Origin of the sequence: Amycolatopsis sp. NPDC051903 (genome assembly GCF_044452505.1) — a bacterium.
GTDB lineage: Bacteria > Actinomycetota > Actinomycetes > Mycobacteriales > Pseudonocardiaceae > Amycolatopsis.
On the sequence record NZ_JBITBT010000025.1, the window covers coordinates 1 to 15,237 of the forward strand.

Genomic DNA, 15,237 nt, shown 5'->3' on the forward strand with positions numbered 1-15,237 from the left:
AGCTCGACCCCGAGTTCGGTCTCGAGCTGCTTGACCTGGTGAGACAAAGCCGGCTGCGCGATGTGGAGCCGGTCCGCCGCCCGGCCGAAGTGACATTCCTCGGCCACGGCAACGAAGTACCGCAAGTGCCGCAGCTCCATCCGGACCCACTTTCGATGCTTCAGTGCGCGGGCAAGGGCTCGGTTCCGCGACCGCCGAATCGTCCGCATCCGCCATCATCCACAGTGCCCGGTCCGGCAGCCCGGATCAGGACCGAACCGGTCATGATCACGCACCGGCGGCTGTTGCCGCTGCGGCGGACGCGGACCGATGATGTGGTCATCCGCTGCGCGCAGCGCTTCGCTGCCGCCCGCTGTCCCCGAACTCCCGCTGTCCCGCCGCCCCTCGCGGCCGCGCACCGCGGCGTGGTTGCCAGAGTGGGCGGCACGCGGGGACCGCCGGCCGGACAACCGGGACGTCAGCACCCAGCTGGTGGGCCTGACCACCTTCGCCGCGATTTCCGGCTGAGGTCCGCGAAAAGCGGATCGCCCGGCCGGCGCCGGACCTCTACCTTTCGCGTCGAACGTCAGCAGCGGCGCTTGACGGGAGGTCTGGAATGCCGGCGGAGCTAGAGTTCCCCGAACCGCAGCGTGTCGGAGGGGTTCTCCCCGAACTTGGCCCGGTACGCCTGGGCGAACCGGCCCAGGTGGCCGAACCCCCAGCGGAAAGCCACCTCGCTGACGGACACGGCCGGGCGCGACCCGGCCCACAGGTCCGCCCGGACCTGATCGAGGCGGCAGTCTCGCAGGTAGGCCATGGGCGGCACGCCGACGTAGCGCCGGAACCCCTCCTCCAGCGAGCGGACGCTGACGCCCGCCAGTTCGGCCAGCTGGGCGACCGTCCACGGTTCTTCGGGCCGGGCGTGCATCAGCTCGACCACCCGTTTGACGGTCCGCGGCCGCGGGCTCGCACCCGGTTCGGAGAGCGCCTCGCGGTAGCTGTGCGGTTGTCCCCAGAGCAGCCCGCCCACGATGAGCCGGCGCAGCTCCGCGGCGAGCAGCTCGTCCCGGGTGAACGCACCGGGCGCGTCCAGTTCGGCGGCGAGGATTTCGACCGCGTGCAGCCACGAGCGGGTGGCCGGCCGCGTCAGGTCCAGCTTCATCCGGAACCGGACCGGCGCGGGCAACGGGCGCTCGAGCCGCCGGACGACCTCGCCTTCGAGGAAGCTCCGATCGATCTTGAGGCACAGCTGCTCGCTGCCGGCCTCCCAGCGGTCGAGCACGGTCCGGCCGACGGGGTTGAACACCGCAGCCGTCCGCGGCGTGGCGACGACGCGCTGGTCACCGCACCTCGACGCCACGGCGCCGGTCAGCGGAACGTTCACGTGGTAGGCCGTCTGCAGGTCACCGCAGTCCTTGATGATCTCGGCGCCGTAGGACAGGCGCCCGATCGTGAGCGGCCCCACCGACAGCGTGCGCATCGTGAAGTCGAAGCCCCGGGCTCGGCGCGTGGGATCGACCCGGAGCGGGTAGTAGACGCGGCTCAGCTCTTCCCGGGCGAACGCCAGATCGGTGGTGTGGAACGACTTCGGCGTGCCGGACGCGCCGGCACCCGCCGCGCGGTGACCGGCACACATGGGCGGATCGTAACTCGACCGGAATCACCGGGCAAGGCGCGGAGGAGGTGGCCGACGTGGAGCTGCGCCAGCTGAAGGCCTTCGTCGTCGTGGCGGAAGAGCTGCACTTCGGCCGCGCGGCCGAACGCCTGCACATGGCGGCTTCGCCGTTGAGCCGGCAGATCCGCAGCCTGGAACGGGAGCTGAAGGCGGCGCTGTTCCGCCGCACGACCCGCCGCGTCGCGCTGACCCCCGCCGGGCGCGTCCTGCTCGAACGCAGCCGCGCGATCCTGCGGGAGGTCGACGCGGTGACCCGCACCGTCGCCGAGCTGGCCACGGCCACCGCGCCCCGCGTCACGATCGCGTTCACCCGCTGCGCCGCCCAGACCCTGCTCGCCCGGATCACGGTGACCGCCCGCCGGTTCCGTGACCTCCAAGTCGACCTGCACACGGATCTGCTCACGCCGGCGCAGCTGGACGCGATCGCGAACGGGTCCGTCGACCTCGGGTTCCTGGTGCGCGCAGGAGAACCGATCCCCGCCGGACTCCGCTCGCACTCCCTGACCGCCGGCGCCCTGCGAGCCGTGCTGCCGGTCGGGCACCCGCTCGCGGAGCGCGCGGTGATCGACGTCGCCGACCTCGCGTCCCACGACCTCATCTCCTTCCCCGCGCCTACCCGGTCGGTGGTCCGCGCGGTCACCGAGAAAGCCTGTGCCCGAGCGGGTTTCCTGCCGCGGTTCGCCTACGAGGCCGGTGAGACGGCCGCGATCCTCAACCTCGTCGCGGCGGGTCTGGGGATCAGCCTGCTGCCGGTGCCCGTCGACCTGCTCGGCCCCGGGCTCGTGCACCGTCCGGTGACGCCGGAAGTCGGGATCGAAATCAGCATGGTGTGGCGCGAAGACGAACAGCGCCCGGCCGTACTGCACCTGATCGCGGCGATCCGGCGCTCCTGCCGGCCGGTGCCGCGGAACGAGGGCAGTGAGCTCGCTCCGCTGAGCACCGCGCCGTAGCCGGCCGAGTGTCCTTTCCGGACAGACGAGCCGGGAACTGTTCGGATTACAGCGTCTGCCCGAACATCGTGGCCGCTTCCCGGGCGGTCGGCGTGCCCAGGTCCAGATCCGCGCCGGCTTCCTTGAGCGCGGCGACGATCTCGTGCTCACCCTTGAACAACGCCCCGGCGATCGCCGCCTGGCCCCGGGCGTTGCAGATGTCCGGATCCGCACCTTTCGTGAGCAGGTAGCGCACGGTCTCGAGGCGCCCGTGGTAAGCGGCGAGCATCAGGAGTGAGTTTCCGGCCGCGTCGAGTGCGTTGACGTCCAGGCCGTGGTCGAGGAAGTCCGCGAGCTCTTGCGTGTTGCCGTCGCGCGCCAGATCCGCCATGACGGCTCGCGCGCGCTGGTGAAGCTGTTCGTGCACGACCACGGAATGTTCGTTGTCCGACATGATGTGATTTCACCAACTCCGTGCAGCAGGAAAAGTGGTGCCGGTGCCCGAAAGCCGGGCCACCCCGTCGCGAGAACGGGGCGGCCCAGGGTTGTCCTAACAGGACCTCACAGCGCGCCGAGGGCCTCGCAGGCCTTCTGCACGCCCTCGCCGTACGCGGGGTCGGCCTTGGTGCAGTTCTCGATGTGCTTGAGCACGGTAACCTTCCGCGCACCCTTGATCGCGCGGGCCGTGTTCTCGAACAGGCGCTGCTGCTCGTCCGCGCTCAGCAGGCGGAACAGGTCGCCGGGCTGGGTGTAGTAGTCGTCGTCCTCTTCGCGGTAGTTGAAGTGGTCGGCGGTGGAGCCGATGGCCTGCGCCGGGTCGGCGTAGGCGGGCTGCTCCTGCCAACGGCCGTAGCTGTTCGGCTCGACGCCCGGGACGCCGCCCTGGTTGCCGTCCACGCGCATGGTGCCGTCACGGTGGTAGGTGTTCACCAGCTTCGCCGCGCGCGGGTAGTTGACCGGGATCTGGTGGTGGTTCACGCCGAGGCGGTAGCGCGCGGCGTCCCCGTAGGAGAACAGCCGGCCCTGCAGCATCCGGTCCGGGCTGTAGGAGATGCCCGGGATGAGGTTCGCCGGGGTGAACGCGGCCTGCTCGACGTCGGCGAAGTAGTTGTCCGGGTTGCGGTTCAGCTCGAACTCGCCGACCTCGATGAGCGGGTAGTCCTTCTTGCTCCACACCTTCGTCAGATCGAACGGGTGGAAGCGGTACGTCGCGGCGTCGGCCTCGGGCATGACCTGCACGAACAGCTTCCACTTCGGGAAGTCGCCGCGCTCGATGGCGTCGAACAGGTCGCGCTGGTTCGACTCGCGGTCCTGCGCGATGACGGCGGAGGCTTCCTCGTCGGTCAGGTTCTCGATGCCCTGCTGGGTGCGGAAGTGGAACTTCACCCAGTGCCGCTCGCCCGCCGCGTTGATGAAGCTGAACGTGTGCGAGCCGAAGCCGTGCATGTGGCGGAACGACTTGGGGATGCCGCGGTCGGACATGACGACCGTGACCTGGTGCAGCGATTCGGGCAGGCCCGTCCAGTAGCCCCAGTTGTTCTCCGGGTCGCGCAGATTGGTGCGCGGGTCGCGCTTCACGGCGCGGTTGAGGTCCGGGAACTTCAGCGGGTCGCGGTGGAAGAACACCGGCGTGTTGTTGCCGACGACGTCCCAGTTGCCCTCTTCTGTGTAGAAACGCACAGCGAAACCGCGGATGTCGCGCTCGGCGTCGGCGGCGCCGCGCTCACCGGCGACGGAGGAGAAGCGCGCGAACATCTCGCACTCGTTGCCGACCTTCCCGAAGAGGGCGGCCTTGGTGTACTGCGAAATGTCGTGTGTGACGCGGAACGTGCCCCACGCGCCGGAACCCTTGGCGTGCATGCGCCGCTCGGGGATGACCTCGCGGTCGAAGTGCGCGAGCTTCTCGAGAAGCCACAGGTCCTGCAGCAGCACCGGCCCGCGGGCGCCCGCGGTCATGCTGTTCTGGTTGTCCACGACCGGCGCACCGGCCGCCGTGGTCAACGGCTTCGTGTTTTCCTCGAAAGCCATTCCCATCCTCCTCAGTTCGGGTGTTCCGCTGTCGTGCCCGGTCCGGCTGCCGCACCGCAGGCGGGGCAGAGTCCCCAGAAGGTCACCTCGGCCTCGTCGATCACGAAACCGTGTGTGGTGGCGGGCGTGAGGCACGGCCGCTCGCCCACCGCGCAGTCGACGTCTTCGACCGCTCCGCACCTCCGGCAGACCACGTGGTGGTGGTTGTCGCCCGTGCGCAGCTCGAACCGCGCCGGCGACCCGGCGGGCTCGATCCTGCGCACCAGCCCGACCTCTCCCAGCGCGGCGAGGATGTCGTACACCGCCTGCGTCGACACCGTCCCGATCTCCCCGCGCACCGCGCGGACGACCGAATCGACATCGGCGTGCGGCCGCTGCCCCACCGCGCGTAGCACAGCCCTGCGCTGCTTGGTGACTCGCAGTGAGGCACCGCGCAGCCACTCCGCTGGATCCGTGGCCGACATGAGCGCATCAGATCATGCTTTCTGGAACAAGTCCAGAGAATAGTCTTGACTCATTCAAGTGAATTGGGTCGCACCGGATCTGCCCCCAAATGGCGGTTTCAGCCGCTCGACCAGCTACGACGGCCCTCCGGCGCGACGACGGGACCGCGCGGATGGCGTCGTCCACGGTGTCCTCGAGGGCTCGGGCGTGTTCATGGGAGATGACAGTCACCATGGTTGACGATCCCCCGGCATGAAGGCGCCCGTGATCGCCCCGGGTCACGGAGAGTGAAACCCGGGCTGACGTTGTGTCGGCGCATAGATCAACCGGGAAATGGCTGAGCCAGGTTCCCCTCGGCGACCCCGAGCCCCCGAGCCGAGGAATCGATCGCTGGGATTTTGCTGCCGTCGAACACTTCCCGCATGGCCTTCACGTCGCGGCAATCGCCGGCCCGTGGAGCCGAACGGGGCGCGCGGCTTCCGCAGGCGACCTCGTCGGGCGATTGATCCCGCAGGGCGGCGCCGAGCAGGAACCGCGGCAGCTTCGCGCGAGCAGCGAGCAATTCGCGGCTTCCGCGGTGAGGACACCAGCCGCCGAAAGGCGGCCCTGGCTCACGGATTCGGGAGCACCTCCGTGCCGTGGAGGTAGAACGTGCGCTGTTCCGTGAAAGTCAGCACCGACTCGACCCCGCCCAGCCGTCCGGAGCCGGAGGCGGCCAGGCCGCCGAAGGGCACGTGCGGTTCGTCCCCCACGGAGGGGCCGTTGACGTGGACGGCGCCGCAGCGGAGGGAGCGGGCGAGGTGCCACGCGTGGGACGCGTCGGAGGACAGGACGGAGGCGATGAGGCCGTACGGGGTGTCGTTGGCGGCCGCGATCATGGCCGGCTCGTCCGCGAACGGCTGGAGGGTGATGAGCGGCGCGAAGGATTCCGTCGAGTACAGCTGGGATTCCGCGCTGACGTCGGTGAGGACGGTCGGGGTGGCGTAGCGGCCGTCGGCGCTCCCGCCGGTCAGCACGCGGGCCCCGCGCGACACGGAGTCGGCCACCAACGATGTGAAGCGCGCGGCCGCGGCGTCGGTGATGAGGGGGCCGACGGCCGTGGTGTCGAGGCGGGGGTCACCGATGGACAGCGCGGCGGCGCGGGCGGCGACGCGTTCGCACAACTCGGCGAAGACCGGAGCGGCCACGAGGACTCGGTCCGTCGACATGCAGACCTGGCCGGAGTTCGCGAAGGCGGCGAAGGCGACGTGATCGGCCGCGGTGTCGAGATCGGCGTCGGACAGGACGAGGGTGGGGTTCTTGCCGCCGAGTTCCAGGACGGCCGGCGTCAGCGCGTTCCCGGCGACGGAGGCGATGCTGCGCCCGACCGGCGTCGAGCCGATGAACACGACCCGGCGGACCGCGGGTTCGGCGACCAGCGAAGCCACCAGTTCCTTGCTGCGCGAAGGGCTGCACGTCACCACGTTCACCACGCCCGCCGGCGCCCCCGCGCGGGTCAGGACGTCGGCGAGCAGGTGACCGGCCGCGTGGGGCGCCTGTTCGCTGGGGCGCAGGATGACCGTGTTGCCCAAAGCCAACGCGATCGCCACGGACCGCGCCGCCAGCACCACCGGCGCGTTCCACGGCACGATCGCCAGCACGACACCCGCGGCCGTGCGCAGACTCAGGTTCGCGCCCGACGGATCAGCCGATGGCAGCACCGAACCCAGCGGACTGCTCGCCAGGCCGGCCGCCTCGCGCAGCGTCGCCGCGGCCTCCGCGGTGTTCATCTCCGCCCACCCGCGCACCGCGCCGACTTCGAGCGCGAGCGAGTCGCGAGTGCGCGGGAAATCGGCTTCCAGCAGGTCGGCGGCGCGCAGCAGCACGGCCCGGCGTTCGGCGAACGACACGCGCGACCACTCCGCGAACGCGCGTCCGGCCGCCGCGACCGCGAGCAGGCCGTCGGCGGGCGAGGCGTCGGCGACGTCGGCCAGCACCTCGCCGGTGACCGGCGACCGGGAGGCGAACGTCGCCCCGTCCCGCGCCGGTACGTGTTTTCCGTCGATGAAGAGCAGCACAGCGAGACTCCTAGAACAGCAGGATCGGCTTCACCACGGCACCCGACGCGGCGTCGGCGGCAGCGGTGTTGATGTCTTCGAACGCGTAGGTCTTCTGGAACGTCTCCATCGGGAAATCGCCGCGCGCGTGCGCGGCCGCCAGGAGCGGCACGAGCGTCTCCGGCTCGCCGTCGCCCAGCGTCACGCCGACGATCGAGCGCCCCGGCAGCAGGCGGTTCACGTCGAACGACGCGCGCGAACCCGCCCGCGGCGCACCGATCAGCGCGCACGTGCCACCGACCGCCAGCCCGGCGACGAGGTTCTCGATCACGCCCACGTTTCCCGTGGTGTCCACCGCGAAATCCGCGCCCGCGAGCGCACCCGGGGCCGACGCTTCGAGCACCGACGTCGCCCCGAGCCGCTTTGCCAGCTCCAGCCGGCTCGCCACCCGGTCCACCACCACGACTTCGGCAGCCGGCGACATGCGCGCGGCCGCCATCACCGCGGCGAGCCCGACCGCGCCGGCGCCCGCCACGACGACCGTGGACCCCGGGGTCGGGCGCAGGACGTTGAGGATCGCGCCGGCGCCCGTCTGCAGCCCGCAGCCGAGCGGCGCCAAGGCAGGCAGGTCCGCCTCCGCGAGGTCGCCGAGCACCACGACGCTGCGCTCGTCGACGATCGCGTGCTGCGCGAACGAAGACTGGCCGAAGAAGTGGCACCCGAGGTCCTCGCCCTTGTGCCGGATGGTGGCCGTGCCGTCGGCCCGGCGGCCGCCGAACAGGTTGAGCGGCAAGTGGTGCTCGCACAGCGCGGGGTGTCCGCCGCGGCAGTTGCCGCAGCGCCCGCACGACGTGAACGTCAGCAGCACGCGGTCACCCGGTTTCGTGCGCACGACGCGGGAGCCGACCTCCTCGACGACGCCGACCCCCTCGTGGCCCAGTACGCCGGGCAGCGGGAACGGGGTCACGCCGTGGGCCACGCTCAGGTCCGTGTGGCACATGCCGGTCGCCACGAGGCGCACGCGCACCTCGTCGGGCCGCGGTTCGTCGAGCTCGACGTCCTCGAGCGAGAACTCCTGCCCCTCCTGCCAGATCACGGCTGCGGTCGTCACGGGCTCGGTCCTTTCCTTCGAAACGGCGCATCCGGGAAGTGTGCGCTGGGCTCAGCGTAACGCACATCGTCCTGTTTTTCAGGTCTTGACTCCTGAATTTTGAAACCTATGCTGGGTGGAGAGGTACGAACGCGCTCGAAGGAGAGCAGCCATGGCAGCACGCACAAGCCGGCCCGCGGCGTGGACGAGGTTCCGCCACGGTGAGTTCGAGTGCACGGTCGTCAGCGACGGGATCCTCGAGATGGGCCCGGCGCGCGACAACTTCCCGGAAGCCGACCCGGCGGAGATCGACGCGCTGCTGGAGCGCCACTACCTGCCCGCCGACAAGGTGCGGCTGCACCAGAACCTGCTGATCGTGGACACCGGGCGGCAGCTCGTGCTGTTCGACACCGGTGTCGGCCGCTCGCCGGACCTGGGCCGCGGGTTCTTCGGGCCGCAGACCGGGCAAGCGGTGGCGAGCATGCGGGCCGCCGGGTTCGAGCCGGCCGACATCGACGTCGTCGCGATCACGCACGCGCACCCGGACCACTGCTGGGGACTCGTCGACGAGAAGGACCAGCCGCTCTACCCGAACGCGCGCATCGTCGTGAGCGACACCGATTTCGTGCACTGGACCGATCTGTCCCGAGTGGACACCGCGCCCAACCAGCACATGAAGGACCACTACGTGGGCGCGAACCGCAATCTCCTGGCGTACGGTGACCGGGTGGTGCGCGTCGGAGACGGTTACGAGGTCGCGCCCGGCATCACCGCGACGGCGACGCCGGGACACAGCCCGGGCCACCTCGTCTACCGCATCGAAAGTGGTGGGCAGACGATGGTGTGCTGGGGCGATCTGTGCCACCACTACGTGATCCTCTTGCAGCACCCCGAGTGGCGGTTCCAGTTCGACTACGACGGTCCCGCCGCGACGGCGCAGCGCAAGCGGATCTACGACCTCGTCGAGAGCGAGCGGCACGCCGTGTTCGCCTACCACTTCCCGTTCCCCGGCCTCGGGCACCTCAAGCGCGACGGCGACGGCTACGCGTGGCTCCCGACCGACCTGGAGCTCGATCTGCCGCAGACTCGAAAGGACACCTCCGCATGACTGCCGTGGACGTGCACGCCCACTACGTGCCCGACTTCTACCGCGAAGCGCTGATCGCCGCGGGACACAGCCAGCCGGACGGGATCAAGGCCATTCCCGGGTGGAGCGAGGCTGCCGCACTATCCACGATGGACCGGCTGGGCGTGCGGACGTCGATGTTGTCGATCTCCACCCCCGGCGTCCACTTCGGAGACGACGCGAAGGCGGCCGAGCTGGCGCGGCTCGTGAACGAGGAGGCGGCGCGGCTGCGCGACGCGCACCCCGGGCGGTTCGGGTTCTTCGCGAGCCTGCCGCTGCCGGACGTCGACGCGTCGGTGACGGAGCTCAAGCACTCCCTCGACGTGCTGCACGCCGACGGCATCGTGCTGGAGACCAACCACCACGGCGTGTACCTCGGCGACGAGCGGCTCGAGCCGGTCTACGCGGAGGCCGCGGCCCGCGGCACCGTGGTGTTCCTGCACCCGACGACACCGGACGCCGCCGAGCACCTTGCGCTGGGCTACCCGCGGCCGATGCTCGAGTTCATGTTCGACTCGACGCGCGCGGTCACGCAGCTGATCCTGTCGGGCACGCTGGAGCGGCACCCGTCGCTGCGCGTGATCGTGCCGCACGCCGGCGCCGCGCTGCCCGTGCTCGCGAACCGGATCGAGCTGCTCCTGCCGCTGCTGGCCAAGCCCGGCACGCCGACGCCGGACATCCGCAAGGCGTTGAAGACCCTGCACTTCGACCTCGCCGGCGCACCGGTGCCCGAACTGCTGGGCGCGTTGCTGTCGGTCGCGGACGCCGCGCACCTGCACTACGGCAGCGACTTCCCGTTCACCCCGGCGGATTCCTGCGTGGCGCTGCGCGAGAAACTGCTCACGACGGACCTGCTCGACGACGAGACGCGGGCGGGCGTGTTCGGCCGGAACGCCCGGGAATTGTTCCCACGCCTCGCCTGACCCGCATGTCAGATATAGTTTCCCGCATGGCAGGACCAGCAGAGAAGACGAGCGCGTACCGCGAGCGCAACTCCACGGCCGACCGCGCGCTCGACATCCTCGGCATGTTCACCGACGAGGTGCCGGTGCTCTCGGGCAGTGCTGTGGCCGCGAAGCTGGGCGTCGCGAAGTCGACGGCCTACCGCTACCTGCAGAGCCTCGTGACGAACCGCTTCCTCGAAGAAGCCCCCGGCGGTGGCTTCCGCCTGGGGCTCAAGGTGCTGGAGCTCGCGCGGCTCGCGCGCCGGACGTACGGGCTGTCCGAGGTCGCCGCACCCGTGATGACGGATCTCGCCGAGGCCGTGCACGAAACCGTGCTGCTGACGCGGCGCACCGGCAACCTCGTGGTGTGCCTCGACCGCGCGGAATCGCAGACGCACCGCGTGCGCATTTCCTACGAGCGCGGCAGCACGCTCCCCCTCAACGCCGGCGCGTCGGCGCTGGCGCTGCTCGCGTGGAGCGACCGCGCGGAGGTCGAGGCCGTGCTGCGCAGCACTCCCCTGCAGCGCTTCACGCCCGCCACGCTCACCGAGGTCCCCGACGTGCTGAAGCGCCTCGACCAAATCCGCGACGACGGCTACGCCATGACGCGCGCCGAGGTGGACCCTGAGGTCCTCGGCATCGCCGCCCCCATCCGCGACGAATCCGGCACCGTCGCGGCGGCCATCAGCGTCGCCGCCCTCGCGACGCGCGTCGCGCCGGGCGAGGAACAGGCCATTGTGGACAAGGTGCTGGCCGCCGCGGGGCAGATCAGCGAACGCCTGCTCCTGACGACCCAGTGAGCGTCGAAGCCCTCAACGACCTGGCGCAGCGCTACGTCGACCCGGTGCTGAAGGAGGCGGGGTTCACGAAGCGCCGCCAGCGGGTGTGGTCCCTCGTTTCGCCGGAAGGGCACGCCGTCCTCGCCAAGATCCGCGCCTGGCCGACGGCGCCCGAATACTCGTTCTTCGTCGAGACGGCAGCGATTCCCGCCGTCCTCCGCGAGTACCACGACAACGGCGCACGATCAGCGCGGCTGAACGACGGCTGGCAGCTGTTCCTCACCAGGCTGGATGTTCCGGCAGACCTGAACACCGCGCCAATACCGGTGAACGACGTGTGGCGGTTCCTGCCCGCCGAGATCGACGAGTACGGCCCGAAGATCCGCGACCACTTCCGCGAAGTAGCCGTGCCCCTGTGGCGGAGCTGGCTCGAACTCCCGACGCTGGCTGAAATCTCCGCCCGCCGCGACCCCGACCTCTCGGTGATGTTCGGGTACGGGCCTGGCTTCGCGAAGGTGATCCTCGAGATCGACACCGGTGACGCGGGGGAACTGGAGGAGCGGATCACCGACCTCATCGCCCACGGCGCCGATCGGAAACTCCTCGAATGGCTCCGCCGGCGCCTCCACGCCCGGACGAGGTGAGCACGCGCCGAGACCTGGTGAACAGCTGCGTCGTGCTGAACTGGCTGCGCACGCGGCGTTGAAGCACAAGGAAAACCGCGGAGGCAGGGGACGGCTGCCTCCGCGGTTTTCCTTCCCGGTCAGCTCTCCGCGCGGACGCGGTTGACGAGCCGGCCGATGCCGTCGACTTCGACGGTGATTTCGTCGCCGTCCGTGAGGAACAGCTGGGGGTCGCGGCGGTAGCCGACGCCGCCCGGGGTGCCGGTGAGGATGAGGTCGCCGGGCAGCAGCGTGGTGAACTCCGAGATGGTCGACACGAGGGTCGGGATGTCGAAGATCAGGTGGGACGTGTCGGATTCCTGCAGCTTCTCGCCGTGCAGCAGGGTGCGGATGCCGGCCGCCGAGACATCGGCGTCGGCCGGCGGCACGAGGTACGGGCCGAGCGGGGTCGAGCGGTCCCACGCCTTGCCCTGCAGCCACTGGTGCGTTTTGTACTGGTAGTCGCGCATGGTGATGTCGTTGGCGACCGTGTAGCCGAGCACGTGGTCGAGGGCGTCGTCGCGGGACACGCGGCGCGCGGGGCGTCCGATCACGACGGTCAGCTCGGCCTCGTAGTCCACCTGCACCGATTCGGGCGGCAGCACGATGTCGTCGTCGGGACCGACCAAGCTGGACGCGAACTTCGTGAACAGCACCGGGTACTCGGGCAGGGCGCGGCCCGTTTCGCCGACGTGCGTGAGGTAGTTGAGGCCGACGCAGATGATCTTGTCCGGGTTCGGCACCACCGGGCACAGCCGCACGTCCGCCACCCGCACGGCCTCTTCCGGCAGTTCGGCGGCCGTCGCCAGCACGTCGGCCGGGGTGTCGCGGCCGAGCTCCGTCAGACCGGCCAACGGCACCAGGCGGTCGCCGTGGACGCGGCCGACGCGGCGCCGGCCCTCGAATTCGTAAGTCGCGTAAGCCACGTCAGTTCCCTTCCGAGGTGCGCCGCCAGGTGGCGAGCTGGCCGCCCCACAGGTTGACGCTCGCGGGCACCGGGTCCCAGCGGCGCGGCACGTAGGTGACCCGGTCGTCGTGGAACTTCTCCATCTCGGCCGAGAGCTCGATGTGGTTGCCGGCGGGGTCGTCGAAGAACACGAACAGGTTGTTGCCGGGGCCGTGGCGGCCCGGCCCCCACGCGACCGGCACGTCCTGTTCGGTCAGCCGGTCGCACCACGCCTTGAAGTCCTCCCACTCGGCGAGGTCGTAGGAGTAGTGGTCGATGTCGCCGGAGCGGCCGGTGTTGACCACCGCGAGGGTGTGGTGGTCGCGGTCGCTGCGCAGCCACGCGAACCGGCCGTCGGCGAGCTGGTCGGAGATGCGGAACCCGACCACGTCGACGTAGAACGCGGCCATGCGCGCGACGTCGGTGGTGGCCAGCGTGACGTGCTGGTACTTGATGGGCCGGCGGCCAGTGTCGGCGGCGTGCTCACCCGCCCGGCGCACGGCCGGGTGCAGGTGCACGACGTTGCCGTCCGGGTCGCGGGTCACGAGCCCGGTCGCGTCGCCGGCGACTTCGTCCAAGTAGGACTCGTCGAGTTCGCCGACCTCGTATCCGTTCTCCCGCAACCGCTTCTCCAGCGCGGCGAGCCCGTCGTGGTCGCGGACCTCGAACGCGATGTGGTCGAGGCCCTGCTCCCCCGCCAGCAGGTCGAGGACGTGGTGGCCGCTGCCCCAGCCCAGCCGGGCCCCGCCGTCGGGCAGCGCGGAGTGCCGGACGAGGCCGAGCACGCGCTCGTAGAACTCGGCGGCAGCCGCGACGTCGGGCACGCGCAGGCCGAGGTGGGACGTGGCGGTGCGGCGCAGCGCGCCGGCGGCGCCGCCTTCCGGGAGCGTGTGCCGGACGGGTGTCTGCATGGGACTTGCCTTTCGGATCAGGACGTGGACAAGACGGGCTCGCGCCGCGGGAGGCCGAGAGCGGTGAAGTCGGGTCGTTCGCCGGGCCGCCACGCGGCGGCGACGAACCGGTCGGGCCGGACGAGCAGCAGCCGGCCGTGGGCGCCGGCGAACTCGCGGTCGAGCGAGCCGTCGACGTCGACGAGGTAGGGACCGTCCGAACGGGACGCCGGCAGGTGCTGGTCGACGGTCACGTAGGCGTACGCCGGTTTCAGCGTTTCGCGCAACTCTTGGGTTTCCTCGGGATCTTCGGCGGCGCCGATGTTCAGCAGCGCCCAGCCGGTGCCGAGCACCTCGTCGAGCAGCCGGGTGCGGTGGACGCTGGTGTCGAAGGCGCGCGGCTGCCCGACGGGCCGGCCGGCGAGGTCGCCGGGCACGACCAGCCCGGCGTGGTAGCTCTGCGCCGGCCGGTAGCGCATGTGCTCGAAGTAGCTGCGGCCCTCCGGCGAGCGCAGGGCGGTCCGGACGAGCTCGTCGCGCCGCTCGGCGAAGCGGCGGTTGGTGGTCATGACGATGCGGCCGAGGCGTTCGGACAGGCGGACGGTTTCCTCGACGTGCGGCCGGCGTTCGAGTTCGTAGCTGTCGAGGGCGCCCGGCGTGAGCCGGCCGGCGAGGACGTCCGCGAGTTTCCACGTGAGGTTCGCGGCGTCGCGGATCCCGGAATTGAGGCCCTGTCCCGCGAACGGCGGCATCATGTGCGCGGCGTCGCCGAGCAGGAACGCGCGGCCGATGCGCCACGTGTCGGCGACCACGGCGTTGAAGCGGTAGTTCACGGCTCGCTCCACTTCGTCCGGGGTGATCGGGCGGAGGGGTTCGAGCAGCGAGCGGATCAGCTCGAACGACGGCGGCGCACCGGCTTCGCCTTCGCCCGGCTGCAGGCGGAATTCGTAGCGGCAGCGCCCGTCGCGGCCCGGCACGATCACGTGCGGCCGAGCGGGATCACCGTGGTGCATGCCGTAGCGCTCGGTGTGGTGGTCGCCGAGGACGTCGGCCACCAGCCAGACGTCGTCGTGGCTGCGCCCGGTCATGCCGACACCGAGCACCTCCCGGACGGTCGAGCGGCCGCCGTCGCAACCGAGGACGTAGCGGGCACGCAGGCTGCCGCCGTCGCCGAACCGGAGGTCGACACCCGCGCCGTCCTGGACGATCTCCCGGAGTTCGGTGTTCATCCGGAGATCCACTGTGGACTTCAGGTGCTCGAACAGCTCGCGCTCCAGCTCCGGCTGCGCGAACGGGTTCTTGAACGGGAACCCGAGCCGGAACGGGATCTCCGCGCCCGCCTGGAACAGGGGCGCGCCGTCGCTGCCGTAGTACCGCGTGCCGGTGCCCGGCACGATGATCCGCTGGATGCGCTCGGCCAGGCCGGCCGACGCGTACACGCGGATCGCTTCGTCGTCGATGCTGATCGCCTTGGGTGCGTCGCTGGTCGTCGCGTTGCGCTCGACCACGACCACGTCGAGGCCCCGCGCCGCGAGCAGCGCCGCGGCCGTCATGCCCACCGGCCCCGCGCCGATCACCGCCACGTCGACGACCTTCGTTCCGACGTCCACGAGCCCTCCTGTTGTCCGGGTGCTGCACTCACAATAGGCGGCTCGCGTCCTGATTACAAGGACTGTATTTTTGAAATTCAGGACTATTATTTGAGCATG

Annotated in this window: 15 protein-coding genes; 5 read left to right on the forward strand and 10 right to left on the reverse strand. The window is 70.6% G+C overall.

Going from position 1 to position 15,237, the window contains the following annotated elements; translation table 11 throughout:
- Positions 1–140: LysR family transcriptional regulator (locus tag ACIA77_RS35720; protein ID WP_395890637.1), on the reverse strand; the 140-nt coding region annotated here is incomplete at its 3' end.
- 467 nt (positions 141–607) lie between these two features.
- On the reverse strand, positions 608–1,615 hold the full coding sequence (locus ACIA77_RS35725; protein ID WP_395890485.1) for an AraC family transcriptional regulator: 1,008 nt from the start codon (positions 1,613–1,615) through the stop codon (positions 608–610).
- 47 nt (positions 1,616–1,662) lie between these two features.
- Here ACIA77_RS35725 and ACIA77_RS35730 point away from each other — a divergent pair, with 47 nt between their 5' ends.
- Positions 1,663–2,604 (forward strand): LysR substrate-binding domain-containing protein, encoded by a 942-nt coding sequence (locus ACIA77_RS35730; RefSeq protein WP_395890486.1) that lies wholly within the window; start codon positions 1,663–1,665, stop codon positions 2,602–2,604.
- A gap of 46 nt (positions 2,605–2,650) precedes the next feature.
- Here the strand turns inward: ACIA77_RS35730 and ACIA77_RS35735 are convergent, their stop codons facing one another.
- The 5 genes from ACIA77_RS35735 to ACIA77_RS35755 form a co-directional block, all read right to left on the reverse strand.
- A complete protein-coding gene (locus tag ACIA77_RS35735; protein ID WP_395890487.1) occupies positions 2,651–3,037 on the reverse strand; it encodes an ankyrin repeat domain-containing protein in 387 nt (128 codons plus the stop codon).
- Positions 3,038–3,144: 107 nt separating this feature from the next.
- Positions 3,145–4,611, reverse strand: coding sequence for a catalase (locus ACIA77_RS35740; protein ID WP_395890488.1), 1,467 nt, complete (start codon positions 4,609–4,611; stop codon positions 3,145–3,147).
- 11 nt (positions 4,612–4,622) lie between these two features.
- Positions 4,623–5,075, reverse strand: a complete 453-nt coding sequence (locus ACIA77_RS35745) for a Fur family transcriptional regulator (protein WP_395890489.1) — start codon at positions 5,073–5,075, stop codon at positions 4,623–4,625.
- A 591-nt stretch (positions 5,076–5,666) separates the two neighbouring features.
- Complete coding sequence (locus ACIA77_RS35750; RefSeq protein WP_395890490.1) at positions 5,667–7,112, reverse strand: aldehyde dehydrogenase family protein; 1,446 nt, start codon at positions 7,110–7,112, stop codon at positions 5,667–5,669.
- A gap of 10 nt (positions 7,113–7,122) precedes the next feature.
- Positions 7,123–8,202 (reverse strand): alcohol dehydrogenase catalytic domain-containing protein, encoded by a 1,080-nt coding sequence (locus ACIA77_RS35755; RefSeq protein ID WP_395890491.1) that lies wholly within the window; start codon positions 8,200–8,202, stop codon positions 7,123–7,125.
- Between the two features lie 151 nt (positions 8,203–8,353).
- Between ACIA77_RS35755 and ACIA77_RS35760 the strand changes: the two genes are divergently transcribed.
- The 4 genes from ACIA77_RS35760 to ACIA77_RS35775 are packed head-to-tail and all read left to right on the forward strand — an operon-like array spanning position 8,354 to position 11,674.
- The gene (locus tag ACIA77_RS35760; RefSeq protein WP_395890492.1) at positions 8,354–9,289 is read left to right on the forward strand and encodes an MBL fold metallo-hydrolase; all 936 of its coding nucleotides are present in this window, start codon (positions 8,354–8,356) and stop codon (positions 9,287–9,289) included.
- Positions 9,286–10,230 carry an amidohydrolase family protein gene (locus tag ACIA77_RS35765; protein ID WP_395890493.1) on the forward strand — a complete coding sequence of 315 codons (945 nt, stop codon included), beginning with the start codon at positions 9,286–9,288 and terminating at the stop codon, positions 10,228–10,230. The genes ACIA77_RS35760 and ACIA77_RS35765 overlap by 4 nt, the downstream gene beginning before the upstream one ends.
- Before the next feature lie 26 nt (positions 10,231–10,256).
- Positions 10,257–11,051 carry an IclR family transcriptional regulator gene (locus ACIA77_RS35770; RefSeq protein ID WP_395890494.1) on the forward strand — a complete coding sequence of 265 codons (795 nt, stop codon included), beginning with the start codon at positions 10,257–10,259 and terminating at the stop codon, positions 11,049–11,051.
- Positions 11,048–11,674: a hypothetical protein gene (locus ACIA77_RS35775; RefSeq protein WP_395890495.1), complete on the forward strand. Its 627-nt coding sequence runs from the start codon at positions 11,048–11,050 to the stop codon at positions 11,672–11,674. Before ACIA77_RS35770 ends, ACIA77_RS35775 begins: the two co-directional genes overlap by 4 nt.
- Positions 11,675–11,793: 119 nt before the next feature.
- On the opposite strand, the gene ACIA77_RS35780 is transcribed toward ACIA77_RS35775, so the two are convergent.
- From ACIA77_RS35780 to ACIA77_RS35790, 3 genes are read right to left on the reverse strand one after another with little or no spacing between them, the layout of a single operon-like run.
- A complete protein-coding gene (locus ACIA77_RS35780) occupies positions 11,794–12,618 on the reverse strand; it encodes a fumarylacetoacetate hydrolase family protein (protein WP_395890496.1) in 825 nt (274 codons plus the stop codon).
- A gap of 1 nt (position 12,619) precedes the next feature.
- Positions 12,620–13,549, reverse strand: a complete 930-nt coding sequence (locus ACIA77_RS35785; protein ID WP_395890497.1) for a VOC family protein — start codon at positions 13,547–13,549, stop codon at positions 12,620–12,622.
- Positions 13,550–13,566: 17 nt separating this feature from the next.
- Positions 13,567–15,138 carry a bifunctional 3-(3-hydroxy-phenyl)propionate/3-hydroxycinnamic acid hydroxylase gene (locus tag ACIA77_RS35790; RefSeq protein ID WP_395890498.1) on the reverse strand — a complete coding sequence of 524 codons (1,572 nt, stop codon included), beginning with the start codon at positions 15,136–15,138 and terminating at the stop codon, positions 13,567–13,569.
- Positions 15,139–15,237: the final 99 nt, after the last annotated feature.